Below are 21481 nucleotides of genomic sequence, written 5' to 3'. Positions count from 1 at the left end.
GAAATTTCTATGGTCACTATTCTACTATTATTAATGAATGTCAATCTAAAATTGATGATGGTGCGTCCAGCCGGTTGGATTTGATCTAAAATAAAACTTTCGGTATTTCTCTATAGTCACAGAGCAAACAGGGTTGATTCTTTGTTAAAAAAACATCTCAATATTTTAATATGAATTCCTTCACGCGATTCTGGAGTATTACAGTCTACGATTTTAATGATTTTTTATTCATTCATTATGTGTATTAAATTAATGGCAGTGCAATCGCAAATTATAATTAGTTTCAGAATTGCAAAATGATTATAATTTTGTAGTTCATGCAGTTGCCCTAAGAGCCCCGGTGGTGAGTGTAGGGGGGAACACCTGAACAAGATCTGAAGCTATGTACGATACTGTGATATGAGTTAACCCAAACAGGCTATACGGTATCTATACCTTTCTAAAAAGCTTTTAGTTGGTATAGAGTCAAAACCTTAGACGAAACAACATTCACACTATGGCCCTGGCAGTGCGGCATTGCGTATCAGTGAGCATAACGGGGCCTTGTTTATTTATTATACCGTTATTGTACTCACTTAAAATGAGGATGGAAGAATGTTGTACTCATTTTTGACAGCATTGTTACGAGATGAGTTGAGGCATTATGAAATGAAAAATCCACGCCATTGCGTGGATTTTATAGAGTTTTACCGCTGTCATGAGATTCAGCGAAACCTCATGAGGCAACAGAAACTAATTAGACGTTGAACAGGAAGTTCATTATATCGCCATCTTTAACGATGTAATCTTTGCCTTCCGCTCGCATCTTACCGGCTTCTTTCGCGCCTTGTTCACCTTTATAGGTAATAAAGTCGTCAAAGGCGATTGTTTGGGCGCGGATAAAGCCTTTTTCGAAGTCGGTATGGATTTTACCTGCTGCCTGCGGCGCGGTTGCGCCAACCGGAATGGTCCATGCGCGAACTTCTTTCACCCCGGCGGTGAAATAGGTCTGGAGGTTCAGAAGGCGATAACCTGCGCGAATAACGCGGTTCAGCCCCGGCTCTTCCAGACCCAGTTCAGCCATAAATTCGTCGCGCTCGTCATCATCCAGCTCAGCAATATCAGCTTCGACGGCGGCACACACCGGAACCACGACCGAACCTTCTTTCGCGGCGATTTCGCGAACCTGGTCCAGATAGGGGTTATTTTCAAAACCGTCTTCATTGACGTTAGCGATATACATTGTCGGCTTCAGCGTCAGGAAGCTTAAATAACGGATAGCCGCTTTATCTTCGTCCGTCAGGTCCAGCGAACGCAGCATCCCCGCTTCGGCCAGGTGCGGCAGGCATTTTTCCAGCGCGGCCAGTTCCGCTTTGGCGTCTTTATCGCCGCCTTTGGCTTTCTTCTGTACGCGATGGATAGCGCGCTCGCAGGTATCGAGGTCAGCCAGAGCCAGTTCGGTATTGATAACATCAATATCTTCTGCCGGGTTTACTTTACCCGCCACATGGATGATATTGTCGTTCTCAAAGCAGCGAACCACGTGACCGATAGCTTCAGTTTCACGGATATTGGTCAGGAACTGGTTACCCAACCCTTCGCCTTTGGACGCGCCTTTTACCAGACCGGCGATATCCACGAACTCCATCGTGGTTGGTAGAATGCGTTGCGGTTTAACAATCTCAGCCAACTGGTCCAGACGCGGATCGGGCATCGGCACGACACCGGTATTCGGTTCGATAGTGCAGAACGGAAAGTTTGCCGCTTCAATACCGGCTTTTGTCAGCGCGTTGAACAGGGTGGATTTCCCGACGTTGGGCAGACCGACGATACCGCATTTGAATCCCATGATTTAACTCACCTTAATATCTTAATAATCAACCTGTTATAGAAAACAGATTGCAGAAATGGAAATAACTTCGCCTATTATACACGGCGTGCGGCAAAAATGCCGCACATCACTGGTTATTGCGCCTTAAAGGTATGCAAACGGCTTGTTGCTTTGGCCAGACCCTCTTTGAACCACAGTTCCGTACAGCGCGCCGCTTCGTCAATAGCCTCATCAATTAATTTTTGTTCAGAAACAGGGGGTTTACCCAGCACGAAACCAACAACTTTATTTTTATCGCCTGGATGACCAATTCCAACGCGTAAGCGGTGAAAGTTGGGATTATTGCCCAGCTTGCTGATGATGTCTTTCAGACCATTGTGGCCGCCGTGGCCGCCGCCAAGTTTAAATTTCGCCACGCCCGGAGGGAGATCCAGCTCGTCGTGAGCGACCAGAATTTCGTCCGGCTGAATACGGTAAAAACTGACCATTGCGCCAACTGCTTTACCACTGAGGTTCATGAACGTGGTGGGTACCAGCAGGCGAACATCTTCCCCTTCCAGCGTGATGCGTGAGGTATAGCCAAAGAATTTAGGCTCTTCACGCAACGGCGCGCGCAGGCGCTCCGCCAGTAAATCGACGTACCATGCGCCTGCATTGTGTCGCGTCGCGGCATATTCCGTACCGGGATTCGCCAGACCAACAATCAATTTAATTGCCACGTTTTTTGTCCTGAGTAGATCCATAACTGGCGCGTAGTTTACTGTCTGTCTGCCCGCTTGACAAAACACAGCGACACTCTGGAGTAAATTAAATAATTGCCAGCATTGATTATTAAAAATGTAAACTGTTCAGTGTGTTATTTGTAAAGTTTTGTTAAATGAAACTTTACATTTGTGATCGCAACCGCACTTACAAACGGAAGTGTTGTCTATACTTTACACATAAAGTTTAGGGGGATTTCCTAAAAACAACCCAAAAGTTCCGGAGGTGACATATGAAACGCAAAAACGCTTCGTTATTCGGTAACGTGCTGATGGGGTTGGGGCTGGTCGTGATGGTTGTCGGCGTGGGTTACTCTATTTTGAACCAACTGCCGCAGTTTAATTTGCCGCAATTTTTTGCGCATGGCGCAATACTGAGCATTTTTGTCGGGGCAGTTCTTTGGCTGGCGGGGGCTCGTGTAGGGGGGCATGAGCAGGTGAGCGACAAATATTGGTGGGTACGTCACTATGACAAACGTTGCCGCCGTAACGACAATCGTCGTCATAGCTAACCGGTTCAGGCCCGGTAAGCGTTATCGCCACCGGGCATTGTCCATTAACTGAGTAAATCCGCTAACGCCTCCGTCCTGTTCGGGAAGAAGGTCAGACGCCCAGGAATAGGTTTGATACCGGCACGCGCCATTGTGCGCAGCGGTTGGAACTCCAGATTACTGATACGCAATTCGCAACCCTCCGGCAGACGCTTCACAAAACGCTGAAAAGCATCAAGCCCGCCTGCATCCAGCACTGGTACTGCGTCCCATTTCAGAACGACGATACGTTTGCCCTTAATACGTGACTCAAGGTCAGTAAACAACCCTTCCGCCGCGGCGAAAAAGAGCGGACCGATAACACGCAGCACCAGCACATCTTCAGGCACATCGACATTGACCGGCGCAAGTCGAGTCATTCGCGCAATACGGCGCATAAACAGCAGGGAAGCAAGGACAATCCCCACGCTGATGGCGATGACCATATCAAACAGAACCGTTAATGACATGCACAGCAGCATAACGATAATGTCGTCTTTCGGCGCATGGCGTAACAGATCCACCACTTTATGGGCTTCACTCATATTCCATGCCACCATCAGCAGTAGCGCCGCCATCGCGGAAAGCGGCAGCCAGGAGAGTAGCGGGGCTAAGACCAGTAGCGCCAGAATAACCAGGATAGCGTGAATTACCGCTGAGACGGGAGAGGTCGCGCCAGCGCGGACGTTGGCGGCAGAGCGGGCAATCGCGGCGGTGGCGGTGATGCCGCCAAAGAACGGCGCGACCATATTCCCCAGCCCCTGGCCGATAAGTTCGCTGTTAGCTTTATGTTTGGTGCCGGTCATGCCGTCCAGCACGACGGCGCAGAGCAATGATTCGATTGCCCCCAGCATTGCCATTGAGAAAGCCGCTGGCAGCAGCGCGCGCAGTGAATCCCAGCTTAGCGTGAAATCGGAGCCAGGAAGACTCCACGGCAGCATCAGTTGCGGCAGGAGCTGCGGGATGCCGTTGCCCTGAGTGCCGTCAGCCAGAACGTAATGGAACTGTGAGCCGATAGTCGCCACATTGCCGCCCAGCAGATTAACGATCCCCATCACGGCGCAACCGGCCAGCAGCGCGGGAAGATGTCCTGGCAGACGAATACCGAGACGCGGCCAGAAAATCAACGTTCCCAGCGTTACCACGCCAATGGCGGCATCGCCAATATTGACGGTGGGCAACGCCATAAACAGCGCGCCGACTTTCTGCAAATAGTGCTCTGGCACATGGGCCATCTGCAGACCAAGAAAATCTTTAATCTGCATGGTACCGATGGTAATACCAATCCCTGAGGTAAAACCCAACGTGACCGACACCGGGATATATTCAATCAATCGCCCCAGTCTCGCCAGGCCGAAAAGGATCAGGAAGAAGCCCGACATCAGCGTGGCGACCAGTAGGCCCGCCAGACCAAACTGTTGCGATACCGGATACAAAATCACCACAAACGCGGCGGTAGGGCCGGAAACGCTAAAGCGCGAGCCGCCGGTTAGCGCGATCACGATCCCGGCGACAGCGGAGGTATAGAGGCCATACTGCGGCGCAACGCCACTGCCAATTGCCAGCGCCATCGCCAGCGGGATAGCAATAATCCCGACGGTGATCCCGGCTATCACATCACGGGTGAACCGGGAGGCGGTATATTTTTCTTTCCAGCAAGCATCGATGAGAGCGCGGAAAGGCATCACATGTGAGGAAAATAATTTGTTCACAATAATGTTTCATCCATGAGCGCATCATCTGTCAACTAAATGGCAGGTGAAGGAGGCATAAGTCATACAAAAGGGTGTTACAGACAAAAAAACCCGCCGCAGCGGGTTTCAGATCCGGGTTCGATCAATGCTCGAACATGGCGGAAATCGATTCTTCGTTGCTGATACGGCGAATCGCTTCGGCCAGCATACCTGACAGGGTCAAAGTACGCACGTTCGGCAGCGCTTTGATTTCGTCGGTCAGCGGAATGGTGTCGCAGACAACGACTTCATCAATGACGGAGTTGCGCAGGTTGTTTGCCGCATTGCCTGAGAAGATCGGGTGCGTCGCGTAGGCAAACACGCGTTTAGCGCCACGTTCTTTCAATGCTTCTGCTGCTTTGCACAGAGTACCGCCGGTATCGATCATATCATCAACCAGCACGCAGTCACGGCCAGCGACGTCACCGATGATGTGCATCACCTGAGAAACGTTCGCGCGCGGACGACGTTTATCAATGATAGCCATATCGGTATCGTTCAGCAGCTTAGCGATAGCGCGGGCACGAACCACGCCGCCAATATCCGGAGAAACCACGATCGGGTTATCCAGATTCAGTTGCAGCATATCTTCGAGCAGGATTGGGCTACCGAACACGTTATCAACCGGAACGTCAAAGAAGCCCTGGATCTGTTCAGCATGCAGATCTACGGTGAGAACGCGGTCAACGCCGACGCTGGACAGGAAGTCAGCGACAACTTTTGCGGTAATCGGCACACGGGCGGAACGTACGCGACGGTCCTGACGTGCATAGCCAAAGTAGGGGATAACGGCGGTGATACGACCTGCGGAAGCACGACGCAGGGCATCAACCATAACGACCAATTCCATCAGGTTGTCGTTGGTTGGGGCACAAGTGGACTGGATGATGAAAATATCACCACCGCGTACATTTTCGTTGATTTGTACGCTGACTTCGCCGTCGCTAAAGCGACCTACGGCGGCGTCGCCGAGAGAAGTGTACAGGCGGTTGGCAATACGTTGTGCTAGTTCCGGGGTGGCGTTACCAGCAAAAAGCTTCATATCAGGCACGAGAAGAACCTCAGGCATGCGTCCATTGGTGGAAAGAATCTGCCGAAAACTGTGCGGGCCAGGCAAAATCCTATCCAGGCGGTGTATTAAAGAGCGCGATGCAACGTCTGGAACAAGGTGACGTTGTCACCGAAGCTCAGCTTGCCCGGCTTACTCGTCTTCATTCACGTTTCATGTGCGCTGGTATCGATGCCTCACACCGGTCAAATACGGCATATATGACCGGCGATTCGTCATTTCGCCATCTTCCTGAAACCCGAATGCGTTAGAGTAACTCTCGATGCAATGGGGAGAGGTTGACACCCTTCGCCACAAAAGCATTGAGCCATTCCGGGGCTTGCTCAAGCACCTGGCGAGCACAAGACTCTGTATCGAATTCAGCAAAGACACAGGCCCCTGTCCCAGTCAGGCGCGACGGCGCGTATTCTAACAGCCAGGAAAGCGCCGCATCAACCTCGCGAAAACGTTTTCTTGCGATAACCTCGCAATCATTGCTGAATTCACATTTTAGTAACGTATCTATTGACCTTTTTGGCGTATTACGCGGCAATTGAGGATCTTTAAAGATAACCGGCGTCGGAATGCTTACGCCAGGGGGCGCGACCAGATACCATTTTTCCGGCGGATTCACCGGCGTTAATATTTCGCCTACGCCTTCGGCAAACGCGGCGTGGCCACGAACAAAGACCGGGACGTCGGCGCCGAGCGTCAGGCCGAGCGTCGCCAGTTCATCAATGGAAAGCCCGCATTGCCAAAGATGATTGAGCGCCACCAGAACGGTCGCGGCGTTAGACGAGCCGCCACCCAGACCGCCGCCCATGGGAAGGCGCTTCTCAATGCTGATATCCGCGCCGCTTCCGGCGGGCAGGCGTCCACTCTCCGAGGCGACTTTCATCAACAGCCGCGCGGCGCGGACGATCAGATTGTCTTCATTTTCAACGCCGTTAACCGGCGTTAATAAATGGATTTCGCCATCGTGACGCGGTTCGATGTGGAGTGTGTCGCCATAATCCAGAAACTGAAACAGCGTCTGCAGCGTGTGGTAGCCGTCTGCTCGCTGTCCGGTGATATATAAAAACAGATTTAATTTTGCCGGAGAAGGCCAATGGGTCATCATTTCACAATCCAGTTATCCATTTTCAGCTTAATGCGCTGACTGCCGTCTGAAAGCTCCATATTGGCAGGCATGGCAGGCTGCGTTTTGCTGTCATAGCCACCGTAAACCACTTTCCAGTTTTTACCATCCTGGCGGTAGTTCACTTCGCTCAGGCGGTACTGGTCGTCCAGTTTGTAGTCGGTGGCATCGCCAGGCAGACCGAGGATCCACTGCCGCAGGCTGTTTAACGGAATCGGCATCCCGGTGAGTTTGCCGATCATCTCTTCGGCGTCATCGGCGGTATAACGCTGGCCTTTGTTATCCACCAACTGGACGTTGCCCGGCTGGGCGTTAAGCTCCAGCTCGGTGCTGCCCAGCGGGTTGGTAAGCAGCAGGCGGTAGCGATCCTGTCCGGTCTGTTGCCAGAAGAAGCGCGCATAGACTTTCTGATCATCTGAGATGTAAGCAAAGGCGCCGCGCGTCTGGTATTGATTCAGATGACGCACCTCTTGCTGATGCTGGCGCCACTGAGGGGAATCCGGGCTCTTGCCCGGGCCTTTATGCCCAGGAAGCGTACAGGCGGTGAGAACCAGGCTTGCTAACGGCAGTAGACGAATCAGGCGAAAATCGGGCAGGGTCATAGTGATGACGAATCCTTGTGATACGGTGCAATAATTGCCTGATGGCGTTACGCTTATCAGGCCTGAAAACTGAACCTGCAGGCTGTAAAAACGTTCGCGCCGCGATTCGGCAAATTTTTGCTATCGGTTACAGTTATAGCCTTTAATGCTAGCGCCGCCTGGTGACATCGTCTACTTTCAAGTTGTCTTAAATCATCAAATTAGCGAGCGCTGCCAATTACTCCAAAAGGGGGCTCTCTCTTTTATTGACCACGCGCATCCTGTATGATGCAAGCAGACTAACCATATCAACGCTGGTACTACTCCCGCAGACATGACCCTTTTAGCGCTCGGTATTAACCATAAAACGGCACCTGTATCGCTGCGAGAACGCGTAACGTTTTCGCCGGACACGCTTGATCAGGCGCTGGACAGCCTGCTTGCGCAGCCAATGGTGCAGGGCGGGGTCGTGCTGTCAACTTGTAACCGTACAGAGCTGTATCTGAGCGTGGAAGAGCAGGATAACCTGCAAGAAGCGCTGATCCGCTGGTTATGCGATTACCATAACCTGAACGAGGACGATCTGCGCAACAGTCTGTACTGGCATCAGGATAATGACGCCGTCAGCCACCTGATGCGCGTCGCCAGCGGTCTGGATTCACTGGTGCTGGGCGAACCGCAAATCCTCGGTCAGGTGAAAAAAGCGTTTGCGGATTCGCAAAAAGGCCACCTTAACGCCAGCGCGCTGGAGCGAATGTTTCAGAAGTCGTTTTCCGTCGCCAAGCGAGTGCGGACTGAAACCGATATCGGCGCTAGCGCCGTCTCCGTCGCGTTTGCCGCCTGTACGCTCGCCCGCCAAATCTTTGAATCGCTCTCGACGGTCACCGTACTGTTAGTTGGCGCGGGCGAAACCATTGAACTGGTGGCGCGTCACCTGCGCGAGCATAAAGTACAAAAGATGATTATCGCCAACCGAACCCGCGAGCGCGCGCAAGCCCTGGCGGATGAGGTAGGCGCTGAGGTTATCTCGCTCAGCGATATCGACGCCCGTTTGCAGGATGCCGATATTATTATCAGTTCGACCGCCAGCCCGCTGCCGATTATCGGTAAAGGCATGGTGGAGCGCGCATTAAAAAGCCGTCGCAACCAGCCGATGCTGCTGGTGGATATTGCCGTACCGCGCGACGTTGAACCGGAAGTCGGCAAACTGGCGAACGCTTATCTTTATAGCGTCGATGATTTACAGAGCATCATTTCGCATAATCTGGTGCAGCGTCAGGCTGCGGCAGTAGAAGCGGAAACGATTGTTGAGCAGGAAGCCAGCGAGTTTATGGCCTGGCTACGCGCCCAGGGGGCCAGCGAGACCATTCGGGAATACCGTAGTCAGTCGGAGCAGATTCGTGACGAACTGACTACCAAAGCGCTGTCGGCCCTTCAACAGGGCGGTGATGCGCAAGCCATCTTGCAGGATCTGGCATGGAAACTGACCAACCGCCTGATTCATGCGCCAACGAAATCACTTCAACAGGCTGCCCGTGACGGGGATGACGAACGCCTGAATATTCTGCGCGACAGCCTCGGGCTGGAGTAGCAGCACACACCACACTTTTTTACAGGGTGAATTTACGCCTATGAAGCCTTCTATCGTTGCCAAACTGGAAGCCCTGCACGAACGCCATGAGGAAGTTCAGGCGTTGCTGGGCGATGCGGGAATTATCGCCGACCAGGACCGCTTTCGCGCATTGTCGCGCGAATATGCGCAATTAAGCGACGTTTCTCGCTGTTTTACGGACTGGCAACAGGTTCAGGACGATATCGAGACGGCTCAGATGATGCTCGACGATCCTGAAATGCGAGAAATGGCGCAGGAAGAACTGCGCGAAGCGAAAGAAAAAAGCGAACAACTGGAGCAACAGTTACAGGTACTGCTGCTGCCGAAAGATCCGGACGATGAACGAAACGCGTTCCTTGAGGTTCGCGCCGGCACCGGCGGCGACGAAGCCGCGCTGTTTGCCGGCGATCTGTTCCGCATGTACAGCCGTTATGCCGAAGCGCGCCGCTGGCGCGTGGAGATCATGAGCATGAGCGAAGGCGAGCATGGCGGTTATAAAGAGATCATCGCCAAAATCAGCGGCGACGGCGTGTATGGCCGGCTGAAATTTGAGTCCGGCGGACACCGCGTACAGCGTGTTCCGGCGACCGAGTCGCAGGGGCGTATCCATACCTCCGCCTGTACCGTCGCCGTGATGCCGGAGCTGCCGGAAGCCGAGCTGCCGGATATTAACCCGGCGGATCTGCGCATTGATACGTTTCGTTCTTCCGGCGCGGGCGGTCAGCACGTTAACACCACCGACTCCGCTATCCGTATTACCCACTTGCCGACCGGCATCGTGGTGGAATGCCAGGACGAACGTTCGCAGCATAAAAACAAAGCGAAAGCGCTCTCGGTGCTCGGGGCGCGCATTCACGCCGCCGAAACGGCAAAACGCCAGCAGGCCGAGGCGTCAACGCGACGCAATCTGCTTGGCAGCGGCGATCGCAGCGATCGTAACCGGACCTATAATTTCCCGCAGGGGCGCGTGACCGATCATCGTATTAATCTGACGTTATATCGCCTTGATGAAACGATGGAAGGTAAGCTGGATATGCTGATTGAGCCGATTGTTCAGGAACACCAGGCTGACCTGTTAGCCGCCTTATCCGAGCAGGAATAATGGATTTTCAGCACTGGCTGCATGAGGCGGTAAACCAGCTCCGGGACAGCGACAGCCCCCGGCGCGACGCCGAGATCCTGCTAGAGTACGTTACGGGCAAAGGGCGGACGTATATCATGGCCTTTGGCGAAACGCCGCTTACCGACGTCCAGCAACAACAGCTCGCGGACCTGCTGCAGCGGCGTAAACAGGGCGAACCTATTGCGTACCTGACGGGCTTACGCGAATTCTGGTCGCTGCCGCTCTTCGTTTCTCCCGCCACGCTAATCCCGCGCCCGGATACCGAATGTCTGGTGGAACAGGCGTTGGCGCGATTGCCGGTAAAAACCTGTCGTATTCTGGATTTAGGCACCGGAACCGGCGCGATTGCGCTGGCGCTGGCCTGCGAGCGACCGGATTGCGAGGTGACTGCGGTCGATCGTATGCCTGATGCGGTTGCGCTGGCGATACGCAACGCGGAACATTTGGCTATCCGGAATGTGCGTATACTGCAAAGTTGTTGGTTCAGCGCGCTATCGGGGCAGCAGTTCGACATGATTGTCAGCAATCCGCCCTACATTGACGCGCAGGACCCGCACCTTAGCGAAGGCGATGTACGCTTTGAACCGCGCTCGGCGTTGGTGGCGGACGAAAACGGTATGGCGGATCTTACGCATATTATCGATAACGCCCGCCAGATGTTAACGCCCGGCGGCTTCCTGCTGCTGGAACACGGTTGGCAGCAGGGCGAAGCGGTAAGAGCGGTTTTCAGGCGGTCTGGTTACTCGGATGTAGAAACGTGTCGTGATTATGGTGGTAATGAACGCGTGACCTGCGGACGTTTTACGCCATGACAATTGCAATGTTGCTCACGCTTCATCTTATCTGTGTTGCGCTCTCCGTCAGTTTGTTTGTCGCTCGTTACTGGTGGCGCTATTGCGGCCATGCGTTGGCCGCCGCGCGCTGGACACGAATCGTGCCTCCCGTCATAGATACCCTGTTACTGCTTAGCGGTATTGGGTTAATCGTTAAAACGCACATCCTGCCATTCACGGAGTCGGGCTCATGGCTGACTGAAAAACTGTTTGGCGTTATCATCTACATCGTTTTGGGTTTTATTGCGCTTGATTATCGTCAGGCGCGCAGCCAACAGGCGCGTTTTATCGCTTTCCCGCTGGCGCTGGTGGTGCTGTACATCATCATTAAACTCGCCACCACAAAAATACCGTTACTGGGGTAAGTCATGAGGTCGTTAGCTGATTTCGAATTTAACAATGCGCCGCTGTGTGATGGCATGATCCTGGCATCAGAGATGATTCGCCTGGATTTTCCCACGCAGTTTGTCTACGACGAACTGGAACGTCTGGTCAGTCTGGCGCAGGAAGAAATTAGCCAGCTCCTGTCTCAGGATGAGCAACTGGAAAAATTGCTGGCACTTTTTTACGGCGAGTGGGGGTTCACGGATTCCCGCGGCGTCTACCGTCTTTCTGATGCTTTATGGCTCGATAAAGTCCTGAAAAAACGCCAGGGGAGCGCGGTATCGTTGGGCGCTATTTTATTATGGATAGCAAACCGTCTTGATTTGCCGTTGGTGCCCGTTATCTTCCCAACGCAGTTGATTTTGCGTATTGAATCGCTGGAAGGGGAAATGTGGCTGATTAACCCGTTCAACGGTGAAACGCTTGATGAACATACTCTGGAAGTCTGGTTAAAAGGCAATATTAGTCCGGTCGCCGAGTTGTTTAATGAAGATTTGGACGAAGCGGATAACGCCGAAGTGATTCGTAAGCTACTGGATACGCTGAAATCCTCGCTGATGGAGGAACGGCAAATGGAGCTGGCGCTGCGCGTTAGCGAAGCATTGTTGCAATTTAACCCGGAAGATCCTTACGAAATCCGTGACCGCGGGTTAATCTACGCGCAGCTTGAGTGTGAACACGTTGCGCTGACTGATTTAAGCTACTTCGTTGAACAGTGTCCGGAAGACCCGATCAGCGAAATGATTCGTGCGCAGATCAACACCATTGCGCACAAGCAAATTGTTCTACATTAATTAACCGACATTTTACCTATAAGTGTAAGGCGATCCTATGAAACAAAAAGTGGTTAACATTGGCGACATTAAGGTGGCAAATGACCTGCCGTTTGTGCTGTTTGGCGGTATGAACGTGCTGGAGTCACGCGATCTGGCAATGCGCATTTGTGAGCACTACGTAACCGTTACCCAGAAGCTGGGTATTCCTTACGTGTTCAAGGCCTCTTTTGATAAAGCCAACCGTTCCTCTATTCACTCTTACCGTGGGCCGGGTCTGGAAGAAGGGATGAAAATCTTCCAGGAACTCAAGCAGACATTTGGCGTAAAAGTGATCACTGACGTCCATGAAGCCAGCCAGGCGCAGCCTGTTGCTGATGTGGTTGACGTGATTCAGCTCCCGGCGTTTCTGGCGCGCCAGACCGACCTGGTGGAAGCGATGGCGAAAACCGGCGCTGTGATTAACGTGAAAAAGCCGCAGTTCGTAAGCCCGGGTCAGATGGGCAATATCGTGGATAAGTTCCATGAGGGTGGTAACGATAAGGTGATTCTGTGCGATCGCGGCGCGAACTTCGGTTATGACAACCTGGTGGTGGATATGCTGGGCTTTAGCGTGATGAAAAAGGTCTCCGGCAACTCGCCAGTGATTTTCGACGTCACCCACGCGCTGCAATGCCGCGACCCATTTGGCGCCGCCTCTGGTGGTCGTCGAGGTCAGGTGACCGAGCTGGCGCGCGCCGGTATGGCTGTCGGTCTGGCGGGCCTGTTCCTGGAGTCGCATCCGGACCCGGCTAACGCGAAGTGCGACGGTCCTTCCGCGCTGCCGCTGGCGAAACTGGAGCAGTTCCTGACCCAGATAAAAGCGATTGATGATTTGGTGAAAAGCTTCGACGAGCTGGATACCGAGAACTGATTGCGGTTTTTAGCTTGTGTAGGCCGGATAAGATACTATCCGGCTTTTTTATATCAGGCAAAAATCGTCATCAGATAGGCGGCAAATAAAGCCAGATGCGCCGCGCCGTTTAGCACGTTGGTGCGTCCGGTAGAGAACGAAATATGGCACAGCACTAACGAGGCCACCATCACTACCATTTCCGGCGCGCCTAAACCAAATACCAGATCATTACCTGTCGCCCAGGCGATGAGCGTGACGACCGGCACGGTTAATGAAATCGTCGCCAACACCGATCCGAAGAACAGATTCATTGCCCGCTGAACCTGATTATTCAGTACCGCCTTCAGCGCACCCAGTCCTTCCGGCGAGAGAATTAACAGCGCGACCAGGAAACCGGTAAAGGCGACCGGGGCGTTCATGCTGGTCAGCAACGCCTCCAGCGGGCTGGCATTCATTTTGGTAACGGCAATGACCGCAATTAAATGAATGAGTAACCAGACCGTATGCCAACCGCTACTGTGCGCGGAGGGTTTACCGTGGTGTGGATTGTCATCATCGCCTTCATCTTCATGTTCATAGATAAATAAGCTCTGGTGCGTTTTGGTTTGAATCAACAAAAATACGCCGTACATCGCGGCGGAAATTAACGCGACCAATAATGCCTGAGCGGTAGAGAAATTGGCTTGCGGCAATGCCATTGGAAAAACCAGCACAATAATCGCCAGCGGAAACAGCGCGATAAGATACTGCTTAATCCCAAATAAATTCATATATTGCGTTGCGAATTTACGCCCGCCCAACAACAACGAGAAACCGACCAGTCCCCCGGTGACAATCATAATAATAGAGTAGAGCGTATCGCGCATAAGCGTTGGCGCAGCATCGCCGGTAGCCATCAGCGCTGAAATTAAACTCACTTCAAGAATAACGACGGACAGGCTTAAAATAAGCGATCCGTAGGGTTCGCCGAGTCGGTGCGCTAATACATCGGCATGACGGACCACGCTAAATGCGCTGCTTAAAATACCAATAAGTGCAAGGATATTGATGCCAATAACCACTGGTAGTGACTGGCTGCTTCCCCAAAGGAACAGCACTACCAGCGCAAGAACCGGGAAAATAAGCGAAGTCTCCTTATGGCGGGTTTTCACCGCCTCACAGGCATGCGTCATGAGGGTCTCCCTTGTGCAGGTGTTAATATTTTGGAAAGAGTAGAGAAGGTAAAAATAGCAGAAATTTGTATTTTTTTAGTGGTTTTTTACGTAGTTTTACGGCGTAGACGATTTTTTTCTTTCAAGGTCAGTAAAACAACGATCTTGTTTTAACAGTGTTTAAATAACAAAAAGTTAATTTCCGTAAAAAGCAAAAATCCTCCTCGACTGGCGTAATAACGCATTGTTTACCACACTTAATGTTTTCCCTGAAGACGGAGGTGCGGATGCCGTATAAAGCCAAAAGTGATTTACCCGATAATGTGCGGAATGTTCTTCCAGCCCATGCCCAGGACATTTACAAAGAAGCGTTTAATAGCGCCTGGGAGCAATATAAAGATAAAGCCGATCGTCGTGATGACGCCAGTCGCGAGGAAACCGCACACAAAGTCGCCTGGGCGGCGGTTAAAAACGATTATGAAAAAGGCGAGGATGATAAATGGCATAAGAAAAAATAAACGCGGTATTACTCACGTGTTAGCCTGATTTTCTTGCCGGAAGTCTATCCTGACGCGGGAGCTTTTCCCGCGTACAGATTCAAAATGTCAGCACTTTGTCCGCCGCCAGCGTCCATTGCGCCAGCTCGACCAGCGTTCCGATTTCCACACCGTCAATCAGCGGCAGGGGAGTGATACCACGTCCGTCCGCACAGGTTTTGCATAATTTTACCGGTACGTTTTGCGCGGTCAGAATTTCCAGCATTTGCTGAATATTGTAGCCTTCGGCTGGTTTTTGACCGCGTAACCCTGCGGTTACGGCATCTGACATCAAAAACAGGCGTAAATTGAGATGGCTTTCCTGCTCGCGCAGCGCAATGGCCAGACGCAGGCTATTAAATAATGATTCGCTGCCGTAGGCGGCGCCGTTAGCGATAATGACGATATTTTGCATGAATAACCCTTCTCCTCGAGAAATTTTGTCGGCAATGGCGTTATGTTACCTCGGGAACCGGGTACCGCCAAATGCGTGGAGAAAATCCTGGGACGCTCTGCGGAAAAAATAAGGATATTCCTGGAAGCACGAGAAAAGGCTGCAAAACCTGTCCGGACACGTTATGGTTTACTCTGATGCCATTCCTCTTATCTTTTGTTGTAGAAGTTGCCGACACGTTGAGCCGTATTGTTTTTCGTTCATTCTCACTCTCGCTTCTCTTGCTGACTGCCAGCGGTACGATCCGTGCGCAGGCGCAAGACCCTTTCGATCAAAACCATCTGCCGGATTTAGGCATGATGCCGGAATCCCACGAAGGGGAAAAGCATTTTGCCGAGATGGCCAAAGCGTTTGGCGAAGCCAGCATGAAAAATAACGATCTGGATACTGGTGAACAGGCGCGGCAATTCGCTTTCGGACAGGTACGCGATGTGGTCAGCGAGCAGGTTAACCAGCAGCTTGAAAGCTGGCTATCAGCCTGGGGCAGCGCCAGCGTGGATATTAACGTCGATAACGAAGGTCATTTTAACGGCAGTCGCGGAAGCTGGTTTATCCCTTTACAGGATAAACAGCGCTATCTGACCTGGAGCCAGCTTGGTCTTACGCAACAGACTGACGGACTGGTAAGCAACATTGGCGTAGGACAGCGCTGGGCGCAGGATGGCTGGCTTCTTGGCTATAATACCTTTTACGATAATCTGCTGGATGAAAATCTACAGCGCGCCGGCTTTGGCGCGGAGGCGTGGGGAGAATATTTGCGTTTATCCGCCAACTATTATCAGCCTTTTGCCGACTGGCAGACGCATACGGCGACCTTAGAACAGCGAATGGCGCGCGGGTATGATATCAACGCGCAAATGCGGCTGCCGTTTTACCAGCATATCAATACCAGCGTTAGTCTGGAGCAGTACTTTGGCGATAGCGTGGATCTGTTTGACTCCGGAACGGGGTATCACAATCCTGTCGCGTTAAAACTGGGTCTCAACTATACGCCAGTACCTTTGCTTACCGTGACCGCCCAGCACAAACAGGGCGAGAGCGGGGTCAGTCAGAATAACCTGGGGCTGACGCTTAACTACCGCTTCGGCGTGTCGCTCAAAAAGCAGCTTGCCGCCAGTGAAGTGGCGCAAAGCCAGTCATTACGCGGTAGCCGCTATGATACGCTGCAACGTAACTCGCTGCCGACAATGGAGTATCGGCAGCGTAAAACGTTAACGGTTTTTCTGGCGACGCCGCCCTGGGATCTTACGCCTGGTGAGACGGTTGCGTTAAAATTGCAGGTGCGCAGCGTGCACGGTATTCGTCATTTGAGCTGGCAGGGCGATACACAGGCATTAAGTTTGACGGCAGGAACGGACACTCGCAGTACCGAGGGCTGGACAATCATTATGCCGGCCTGGGATCACCGTGAAGGCGCGGCAAATCGCTGGCGTTTATCGGTGGTGGTTGAAGATGAAAAAGGTCAGCGTGTCTCTTCCAATGAGATCACGCTCGCGCTGACTGAACCGTTTATCACGATGCCGGACGATAATCCGCATTGGCAACCGTTCCAGGAGCAATAATTAAAAGATGCGTTCCTGATGTACCCAGACGGCGGCCTCCACGCGCGATTTCAGCTTCATTTTCTTGAGCATATGTTTCACGTGCACTTTGACCGTACTTTCGGTGATATCCAGACGTCGGGCAATCATCTTATTCGGCAATCCCTGCGCGATGAGCTTCAGAATATCGCGCTCACGCGGGGTGAGTTGCGTTACATCGCGATCGGTGGTAGCGCGGTTGGCCCGCAGGCTGGCCGCCAGTACCGGCGTTAACGCTTCACTTAATACCATTTCGCCGGCGGCGGCCTGTTGTAACGCTTTGAGCAAGTCCTCCGGCTCCATGTCTTTCAACAGATAACCATCCGCGCCGCGCTTTAGCGCCGTGACGACATCTTCTTCATGGTTGGATACGCTGAAAACGACAATACGTCCTGACAGCGCTTTTTCGCGTAATTTATCCAGCGTTTCGAGACCATTCATTCCCGGCATATTCAAATCAAGGAGGATCAGATCGGGATCGAGCGATTCCGCCAGGTCAATACCCTGCTCACCGTTGCTGGCTTCTCCGACCACGCTGATATCGGGCGCCATACTCACAAGCTGCTTTACACCCGTGCGTAGCATCGGATGGTCGTCGATTAACAGGATGGTTGCCGGTTCCTGATTATTCATGGGTATCTCCCTGGGTTTCTGTGAAGTTTGTTTCTGGAATAAAAGTAACAGTGACCTCTGTTCCGCCAGTCTCTCGTCGGCGTACCTGGCAATCGCCGCGCAAACTTTGCGCCCGATCGCGCATGATGATCATGCCGTAGTGATTACTGCGTTCGGCGTTTTCCGGGACGCCGCAGCCATTATCCTGCACTTTTAGTTTGACCTGTTTGCCACATTGCGTCACTGTCACCACCACATCGTCGGCATGAGAGTGTTTAAGGGCGTTGCTGAGGGCTTCCCTGGCAATTTGCAACAGGTGTATCGCCTGGTGTGACGGCACCAGGCGGGGGGGAAGCTGATAATCCAGTTTTACCGTAAAGCCAAACCGGGCGCTGAACTCCTGGCAGCTTGCTTCCAGCGCCGGACGTAGCCCGGGTTCCGTCAACTGTAAGCGGAAAGTGGTTAACAGTTCGCGCAGTTGCGCCCAGGAGCAGTTCAGCTCATTGCGAATTTGGCTGAGTAACTCACGGCTGCTTTCCGGTAACACGTCGCCCTGCATTTGCAGGCAGCTCACCTGCATCTTCATACAAGAGAGCGACTGGGCAATAGAATCATGCAGTTCGCGGGCAATGGTGGCACGCTCTTCCATGACAATCAACTGCTGCTGGCGCTCCTGATGCCTGTCGAGCGCCAGAGTCGCGGTAAGCTGTTCAACCAGCGTGTCCACCAACTGTTGCTGATCGTGGCTGAGATGGCGTCCATAGGGCAGCGTCGCCAGCAAAATACCGTATTGGGTGTGAGAGTCGGTGAGCCGCCATTTTAAGGTGGTGCCGCCGTTAATCATTGGCAGGGCGCTACGTGGGCAAAGGTGGCAGCCTTTATCATCGCAACTGATGTCCGACTGACAGGTAAATTCCTGATGATTATCTTCATCTTCCAGGTCATAGACTCGCAGCTCAATATCATGCAACTGGGTTAAATTTTGCAGGCCATTCAGTACCGGTGAAAGACGTTCACATAGCGGAGCCTGTGAATGCAGTCGGCGGTTGGCTTGCCACAAAAACGAGAGAATCTGGTTTTTATGTTCCAGACCGGCTGTTTTTTCCTGTACGCGCTGTTCCAGTACCGCATAACTTTCGGCCAGTTCTTCAGACATATTATTGAGCGCAGAACCCAACGCGGCCATCTCATTGCGTCCACTGATATTGGCACGTTGGGTAAAGTCGCGCTGACTGACGGCGCGCGCCATTGATAACAACTGTTTCCAGGGCTGCAAAAGGCGAACACGTAGCCAGATAATCGTAAATACCAGCAATAGCGCCATAAAGATCGCCATTACCCGGTGAACTAATACCACGCGTTCGATACGCAATTCAGTAGTATGGTCGAACGACGTCACCAGGCGATCCAGGCCCGCCACAAAGCGCGTGACATCTTCTGCGACCGCGTGCGCGTTTTGCGCGTGCTGTAGTCCTGGCGAGAGTTCGTTATGCCAGTAATCCTGCAACGCTTTAAGCTGCTTTTGCTGCCCGTCTCGCTCAGCGGCGCGGGTCAGTTCCGGGCTGAATGCCGTTTGCTCCATCTCATCCAGCAGCTTTTGATCTTTAGCATCCAGCGGGACAGCGGCCAGTAGTCGATAGCTTTGCATACGCAATGAGCCCGCTTTATTAATCGCATGAGCGCTACCCTGCACGCCCTGAACCAGCCAGCCGGAAACCGCCATCCCCGCCACGCCGATAGCGGTAGAGAGCATGACAATCAGCGCTAGTTGGTTAACCAGCGTAAGAGGAGAGAAACACCGTTTAAACATGTTACCTTCTTTCTTCGGGGTAATGTCGCCGAAAAAACGTAGCAAAAAAGAGGGGCGTCAATCGGCTGTGCCGCTATTCTCAACGATACAGCGGAGTATACCCATACCTATAACGAGTTACTCCTTAATTGCCGCCGTAGAGAGGTATCTGCGACGGGAAGGAGTAGACAGACACAGCATGGTGAAAAACCACAGCTTTTTTACCAAAATAGCCTACTCATTAAGGGTAATAACGCTTTTTAGTCGCCGGTGATGACGACTTTTCCTTTGATTTATATCAACTTACCTTCGGCAGTAAACCCTAATGTGGCAGACATCAAATCAAGAATCAGAGGTGTCTATGAGTCACTCATCCGCCCCGGAAAGGGCAACTGGCGCTGTTATCACGGAATGGCGTCCGGAAGATCCGGCATTCTGGCAGCAGCGCGGCCATCGTGTCGCCAGCCGTAATTTGTGGATTTCTGTCCCGTGTTTACTGCTGGCGTTTTGCGTCTGGATGCTATTCAGCGCAGTGGCGGTGAACCTGCCGAAAGTGGGATTTAATTTTACGACCGATCAGCTCTTTATGTTGACTGCGCTGCCATCTGTTTCCGGCGCGCTGCTACGGGTGCCTTACTCCTTTATGGTGCCGCTATTTGGCGGACGTCGCTGGACAGCGTTCAGTACCGGTATCCTCATCGTGCCTTGCGTATGGTTAGGCTTTGCCGTTCAGGATACCAGTACGCCATTTAGCACTTTCATTATTATTTCCTTGCTGTGTGGTTTTGCCGGCGCGAACTTTGCCTCCAGTATGGCGAACATCAGCTTTTTCTTTCCTAAACAAAAGCAGGGCGGCGCGCTGGGTCTGAACGGTGGTCTGGGCAATATGGGCGTGAGCGTGATGCAGCTGGTTGCGCCGCTGGTGGTTTCGCTCTCTATCTTTGCCGCCTTTGGCAGCCACGGTGTAGAGCAGCCGGACGGTTCTCAGCTCTATCTGGCGAACGCGGCCTGGATTTGGGTGCCTTTCCTGGCCATTTTTACGCTGGCGGCGTGGTTCGGCATGAACGAACTGGCGACGTCTAAGGCCTCGCTAAAAGAGCAACTGCCGGTGCTCAAACGTGGTCATCTGTGGATCATGAGTCTGCTGTATCTGGCGACCTTCGGATCGTTTATCGGTTTCTCCGCGGGGTTCGCTATGCTGTCTAAAACGCAATTCCCGGATGTGCAGATCCTGCATTATGCGTTTTTCGGTCCGTTTATCGGCGCGCTGGCGCGTTCGGCAGGCGGCGCAATTTCTGACCGTCTGGGGGGGACTCGCGTCACGCTTATCAACTTTGTCCTGATGGCGATTTTCAGCGGTCTGCTGTTCCTGACATTACCTACTGGCGGCGTTGGCGGTAGCTTTATCGCGTTCTACGGGGTATTTCTGGCGCTATTCCTGACGGCGGGGCTGGGGAGTGGTTCTACCTTCCAGATGATCTCCGTTATCTTCCGTAAACTGACGATGGACCGGGTAAAAGCGGAAGGCGGGTCGGAAGAAAGAGCCATGCGTGAAGCGGCGACCGATACGGCGGCGGCGCTGGGCTTTATTTCCGCGATTGGCGCGATTGGCGGCTTTTTTATTCCGAAAGCGTTTGGTTCATCTTTAGCCTTAACCGGTTCGCCAGTCGGCGCGATGAAAGTCTTTCTTATTTTCTATATCGCCTGCGTCGTTATTACCTGGGCGGTATATGGACGTCATTCTAAAAATAAAAAGTAACTTTTGATTATCCTTTGCGCGGCGTTAGACCGCGCTTTTTTTTTTACCCGCATTTAGTTACAACATACTTATAGTCAAGAAGTGAGGCGCGACAGGGCTGACCACGCACATCTTTATCGGTCATCCAGGGGATACCCCTTAATACCCACTTGTTGAAAATTTAACATTCATGTCGTGCCTAAATTTAATTTTATGTAATTAAATCAGTAATATATATAAATAAAACTCCTCCTCCAAAAGGAGTATGCAGGAGGTTTGCGCGCCATTTGCATCCCTGTCCGCCTTGATCGTTATCAATTCTCACGCCCATTCAGCGCGTTACCTTCGCCCTTAGTTAAGCAATGTCGATTTATCAGAGAGCCGTAAGGTTCCACACAGG

At 52.4% G+C, this 21481-nt stretch carries 20 protein-coding genes; 10 read left to right on the top strand and 10 right to left on the bottom strand.

Features of this window, described 5'->3' with window-relative positions; all coding sequences use genetic code 11:
• Window positions 1-736: 736 nt before the first annotated feature.
• Together ychF and pth are read right to left on the bottom strand one after the other, a co-directional pair.
• Window positions 737-1828, bottom strand: a complete 1092-nt coding sequence (ychF, locus tag ACLJRU_RS02125) for a redox-regulated ATPase YchF (protein WP_000505850.1) — start codon at window positions 1826-1828, stop codon at window positions 737-739.
• A gap of 116 nt (window positions 1829-1944) precedes the next feature.
• The gene (gene pth / locus ACLJRU_RS02120; protein WP_023234991.1) at window positions 1945-2529 is read right to left on the bottom strand and encodes an aminoacyl-tRNA hydrolase; all 585 of its coding nucleotides are present in this window, start codon (window positions 2527-2529) and stop codon (window positions 1945-1947) included.
• A 275-nt stretch (window positions 2530-2804) separates the two neighbouring features.
• Here pth and ychH point away from each other — a divergent pair, with 275 nt between their 5' ends.
• Complete coding sequence (ychH, locus tag ACLJRU_RS02115; protein WP_000823878.1) at window positions 2805-3083, top strand: stress-induced protein YchH; 279 nt, start codon at window positions 2805-2807, stop codon at window positions 3081-3083.
• Between the two features lie 44 nt (window positions 3084-3127).
• Here ychH and dauA read toward each other — a convergent pair whose 3' ends face one another.
• From dauA to lolB, 4 genes are all read right to left on the bottom strand, one after another.
• A complete protein-coding gene (gene dauA / locus ACLJRU_RS02110; protein ID WP_001037188.1) occupies window positions 3128-4813 on the bottom strand; it encodes a C4-dicarboxylic acid transporter DauA in 1686 nt (561 codons plus the stop codon).
• Window positions 4814-4937: 124 nt separating this feature from the next.
• Complete coding sequence (prs, locus tag ACLJRU_RS02105) at window positions 4938-5885, bottom strand: ribose-phosphate diphosphokinase (RefSeq protein ID WP_001518537.1); 948 nt, start codon at window positions 5883-5885, stop codon at window positions 4938-4940.
• A gap of 265 nt (window positions 5886-6150) precedes the next feature.
• A complete protein-coding gene (ispE, locus tag ACLJRU_RS02100) occupies window positions 6151-7002 on the bottom strand; it encodes a 4-(cytidine 5'-diphospho)-2-C-methyl-D-erythritol kinase (protein ID WP_023234989.1) in 852 nt (283 codons plus the stop codon).
• Window positions 6999-7622 (bottom strand): lipoprotein insertase outer membrane protein LolB, encoded by a 624-nt coding sequence (gene lolB, locus ACLJRU_RS02095; protein WP_000174484.1) that lies wholly within the window; start codon window positions 7620-7622, stop codon window positions 6999-7001. Before lolB ends, ispE begins: the two co-directional genes overlap by 4 nt.
• Before the next feature lie 313 nt (window positions 7623-7935).
• Between lolB and hemA the strand changes: the two genes are divergently transcribed.
• The 6 genes from hemA to kdsA are packed head-to-tail and all read left to right on the top strand — an operon-like array spanning window position 7936 to window position 13239.
• Window positions 7936-9192: a glutamyl-tRNA reductase gene (gene hemA, locus ACLJRU_RS02090; protein ID WP_001540179.1), complete on the top strand. Its 1257-nt coding sequence runs from the start codon at window positions 7936-7938 to the stop codon at window positions 9190-9192.
• 40 nt (window positions 9193-9232) lie between these two features.
• Complete coding sequence (prfA, locus tag ACLJRU_RS02085) at window positions 9233-10315, top strand: peptide chain release factor 1 (RefSeq protein ID WP_000804703.1); 1083 nt, start codon at window positions 9233-9235, stop codon at window positions 10313-10315.
• Window positions 10315-11148 carry a peptide chain release factor N(5)-glutamine methyltransferase gene (gene prmC / locus ACLJRU_RS02080; protein ID WP_000347310.1) on the top strand — a complete coding sequence of 278 codons (834 nt, stop codon included), beginning with the start codon at window positions 10315-10317 and terminating at the stop codon, window positions 11146-11148. Before prfA ends, prmC begins: the two co-directional genes overlap by 1 nt.
• Window positions 11145-11534 (top strand): invasion regulator SirB2, encoded by a 390-nt coding sequence (sirB2, locus tag ACLJRU_RS02075; RefSeq protein ID WP_000150667.1) that lies wholly within the window; start codon window positions 11145-11147, stop codon window positions 11532-11534. The genes prmC and sirB2 overlap by 4 nt, the downstream gene beginning before the upstream one ends.
• A gap of 3 nt (window positions 11535-11537) precedes the next feature.
• On the top strand, window positions 11538-12347 hold the full coding sequence (sirB1, locus tag ACLJRU_RS02070) for an invasion regulator SirB1 (RefSeq protein WP_001257065.1): 810 nt from the start codon (window positions 11538-11540) through the stop codon (window positions 12345-12347).
• 37 nt (window positions 12348-12384) lie between these two features.
• Window positions 12385-13239, top strand: coding sequence for a 3-deoxy-8-phosphooctulonate synthase (gene kdsA, locus ACLJRU_RS02065; protein WP_000811046.1), 855 nt, complete (start codon window positions 12385-12387; stop codon window positions 13237-13239).
• Between the two features lie 53 nt (window positions 13240-13292).
• Here the strand turns inward: kdsA and chaA are convergent, their stop codons facing one another.
• Window positions 13293-14393: a sodium-potassium/proton antiporter ChaA gene (gene chaA, locus ACLJRU_RS02060; RefSeq protein WP_001540178.1), complete on the bottom strand. Its 1101-nt coding sequence runs from the start codon at window positions 14391-14393 to the stop codon at window positions 13293-13295.
• 266 nt (window positions 14394-14659) lie between these two features.
• Between chaA and chaB the strand changes: the two genes are divergently transcribed.
• Window positions 14660-14890 carry a putative cation transport regulator ChaB gene (gene chaB, locus ACLJRU_RS02055; protein WP_001146392.1) on the top strand — a complete coding sequence of 77 codons (231 nt, stop codon included), beginning with the start codon at window positions 14660-14662 and terminating at the stop codon, window positions 14888-14890.
• 79 nt (window positions 14891-14969) lie between these two features.
• On the opposite strand, the gene ACLJRU_RS02050 is transcribed toward chaB, so the two are convergent.
• Window positions 14970-15323, bottom strand: coding sequence for a DsrE/DsrF/TusD sulfur relay family protein (locus ACLJRU_RS02050; RefSeq protein ID WP_001179795.1), 354 nt, complete (start codon window positions 15321-15323; stop codon window positions 14970-14972).
• Between the two features lie 176 nt (window positions 15324-15499).
• Between ACLJRU_RS02050 and ACLJRU_RS02045 the strand changes: the two genes are divergently transcribed.
• Window positions 15500-16924 (top strand): YchO/YchP family invasin, encoded by a 1425-nt coding sequence (locus ACLJRU_RS02045; RefSeq protein ID WP_024148652.1) that lies wholly within the window; start codon window positions 15500-15502, stop codon window positions 16922-16924.
• Here the strand turns inward: ACLJRU_RS02045 and narL are convergent, their stop codons facing one another.
• Both narL and narX read right to left on the bottom strand, forming a co-directional pair.
• Complete coding sequence (gene narL, locus ACLJRU_RS02040) at window positions 16925-17575, bottom strand: two-component system response regulator NarL (RefSeq protein WP_001064598.1); 651 nt, start codon at window positions 17573-17575, stop codon at window positions 16925-16927. It abuts the gene before it with no gap.
• Window positions 17568-19364, bottom strand: a complete 1797-nt coding sequence (gene narX, locus ACLJRU_RS02035) for a nitrate/nitrite two-component system sensor histidine kinase NarX (RefSeq protein WP_000476244.1) — start codon at window positions 19362-19364, stop codon at window positions 17568-17570. The genes narL and narX overlap by 8 nt, the downstream gene beginning before the upstream one ends.
• 340 nt (window positions 19365-19704) lie before the next feature.
• Here narX and narK point away from each other — a divergent pair, with 340 nt between their 5' ends.
• On the top strand, window positions 19705-21102 hold the full coding sequence (gene narK, locus ACLJRU_RS02030; RefSeq protein ID WP_000019850.1) for a nitrate transporter NarK: 1398 nt from the start codon (window positions 19705-19707) through the stop codon (window positions 21100-21102).
• The last annotated feature ends 379 nt before the right edge of the window (window positions 21103-21481 follow it).

The sequence above is a fragment of the Salmonella sp. SAL00653 genome (assembly GCF_046552515.1).
GTDB lineage: Bacteria > Pseudomonadota > Gammaproteobacteria > Enterobacterales > Enterobacteriaceae > Salmonella > Salmonella enterica.
The sequence above is the reverse complement of the archived record's forward strand: the minus strand, read 5'-3'. Positions and strand labels throughout refer to the sequence as shown.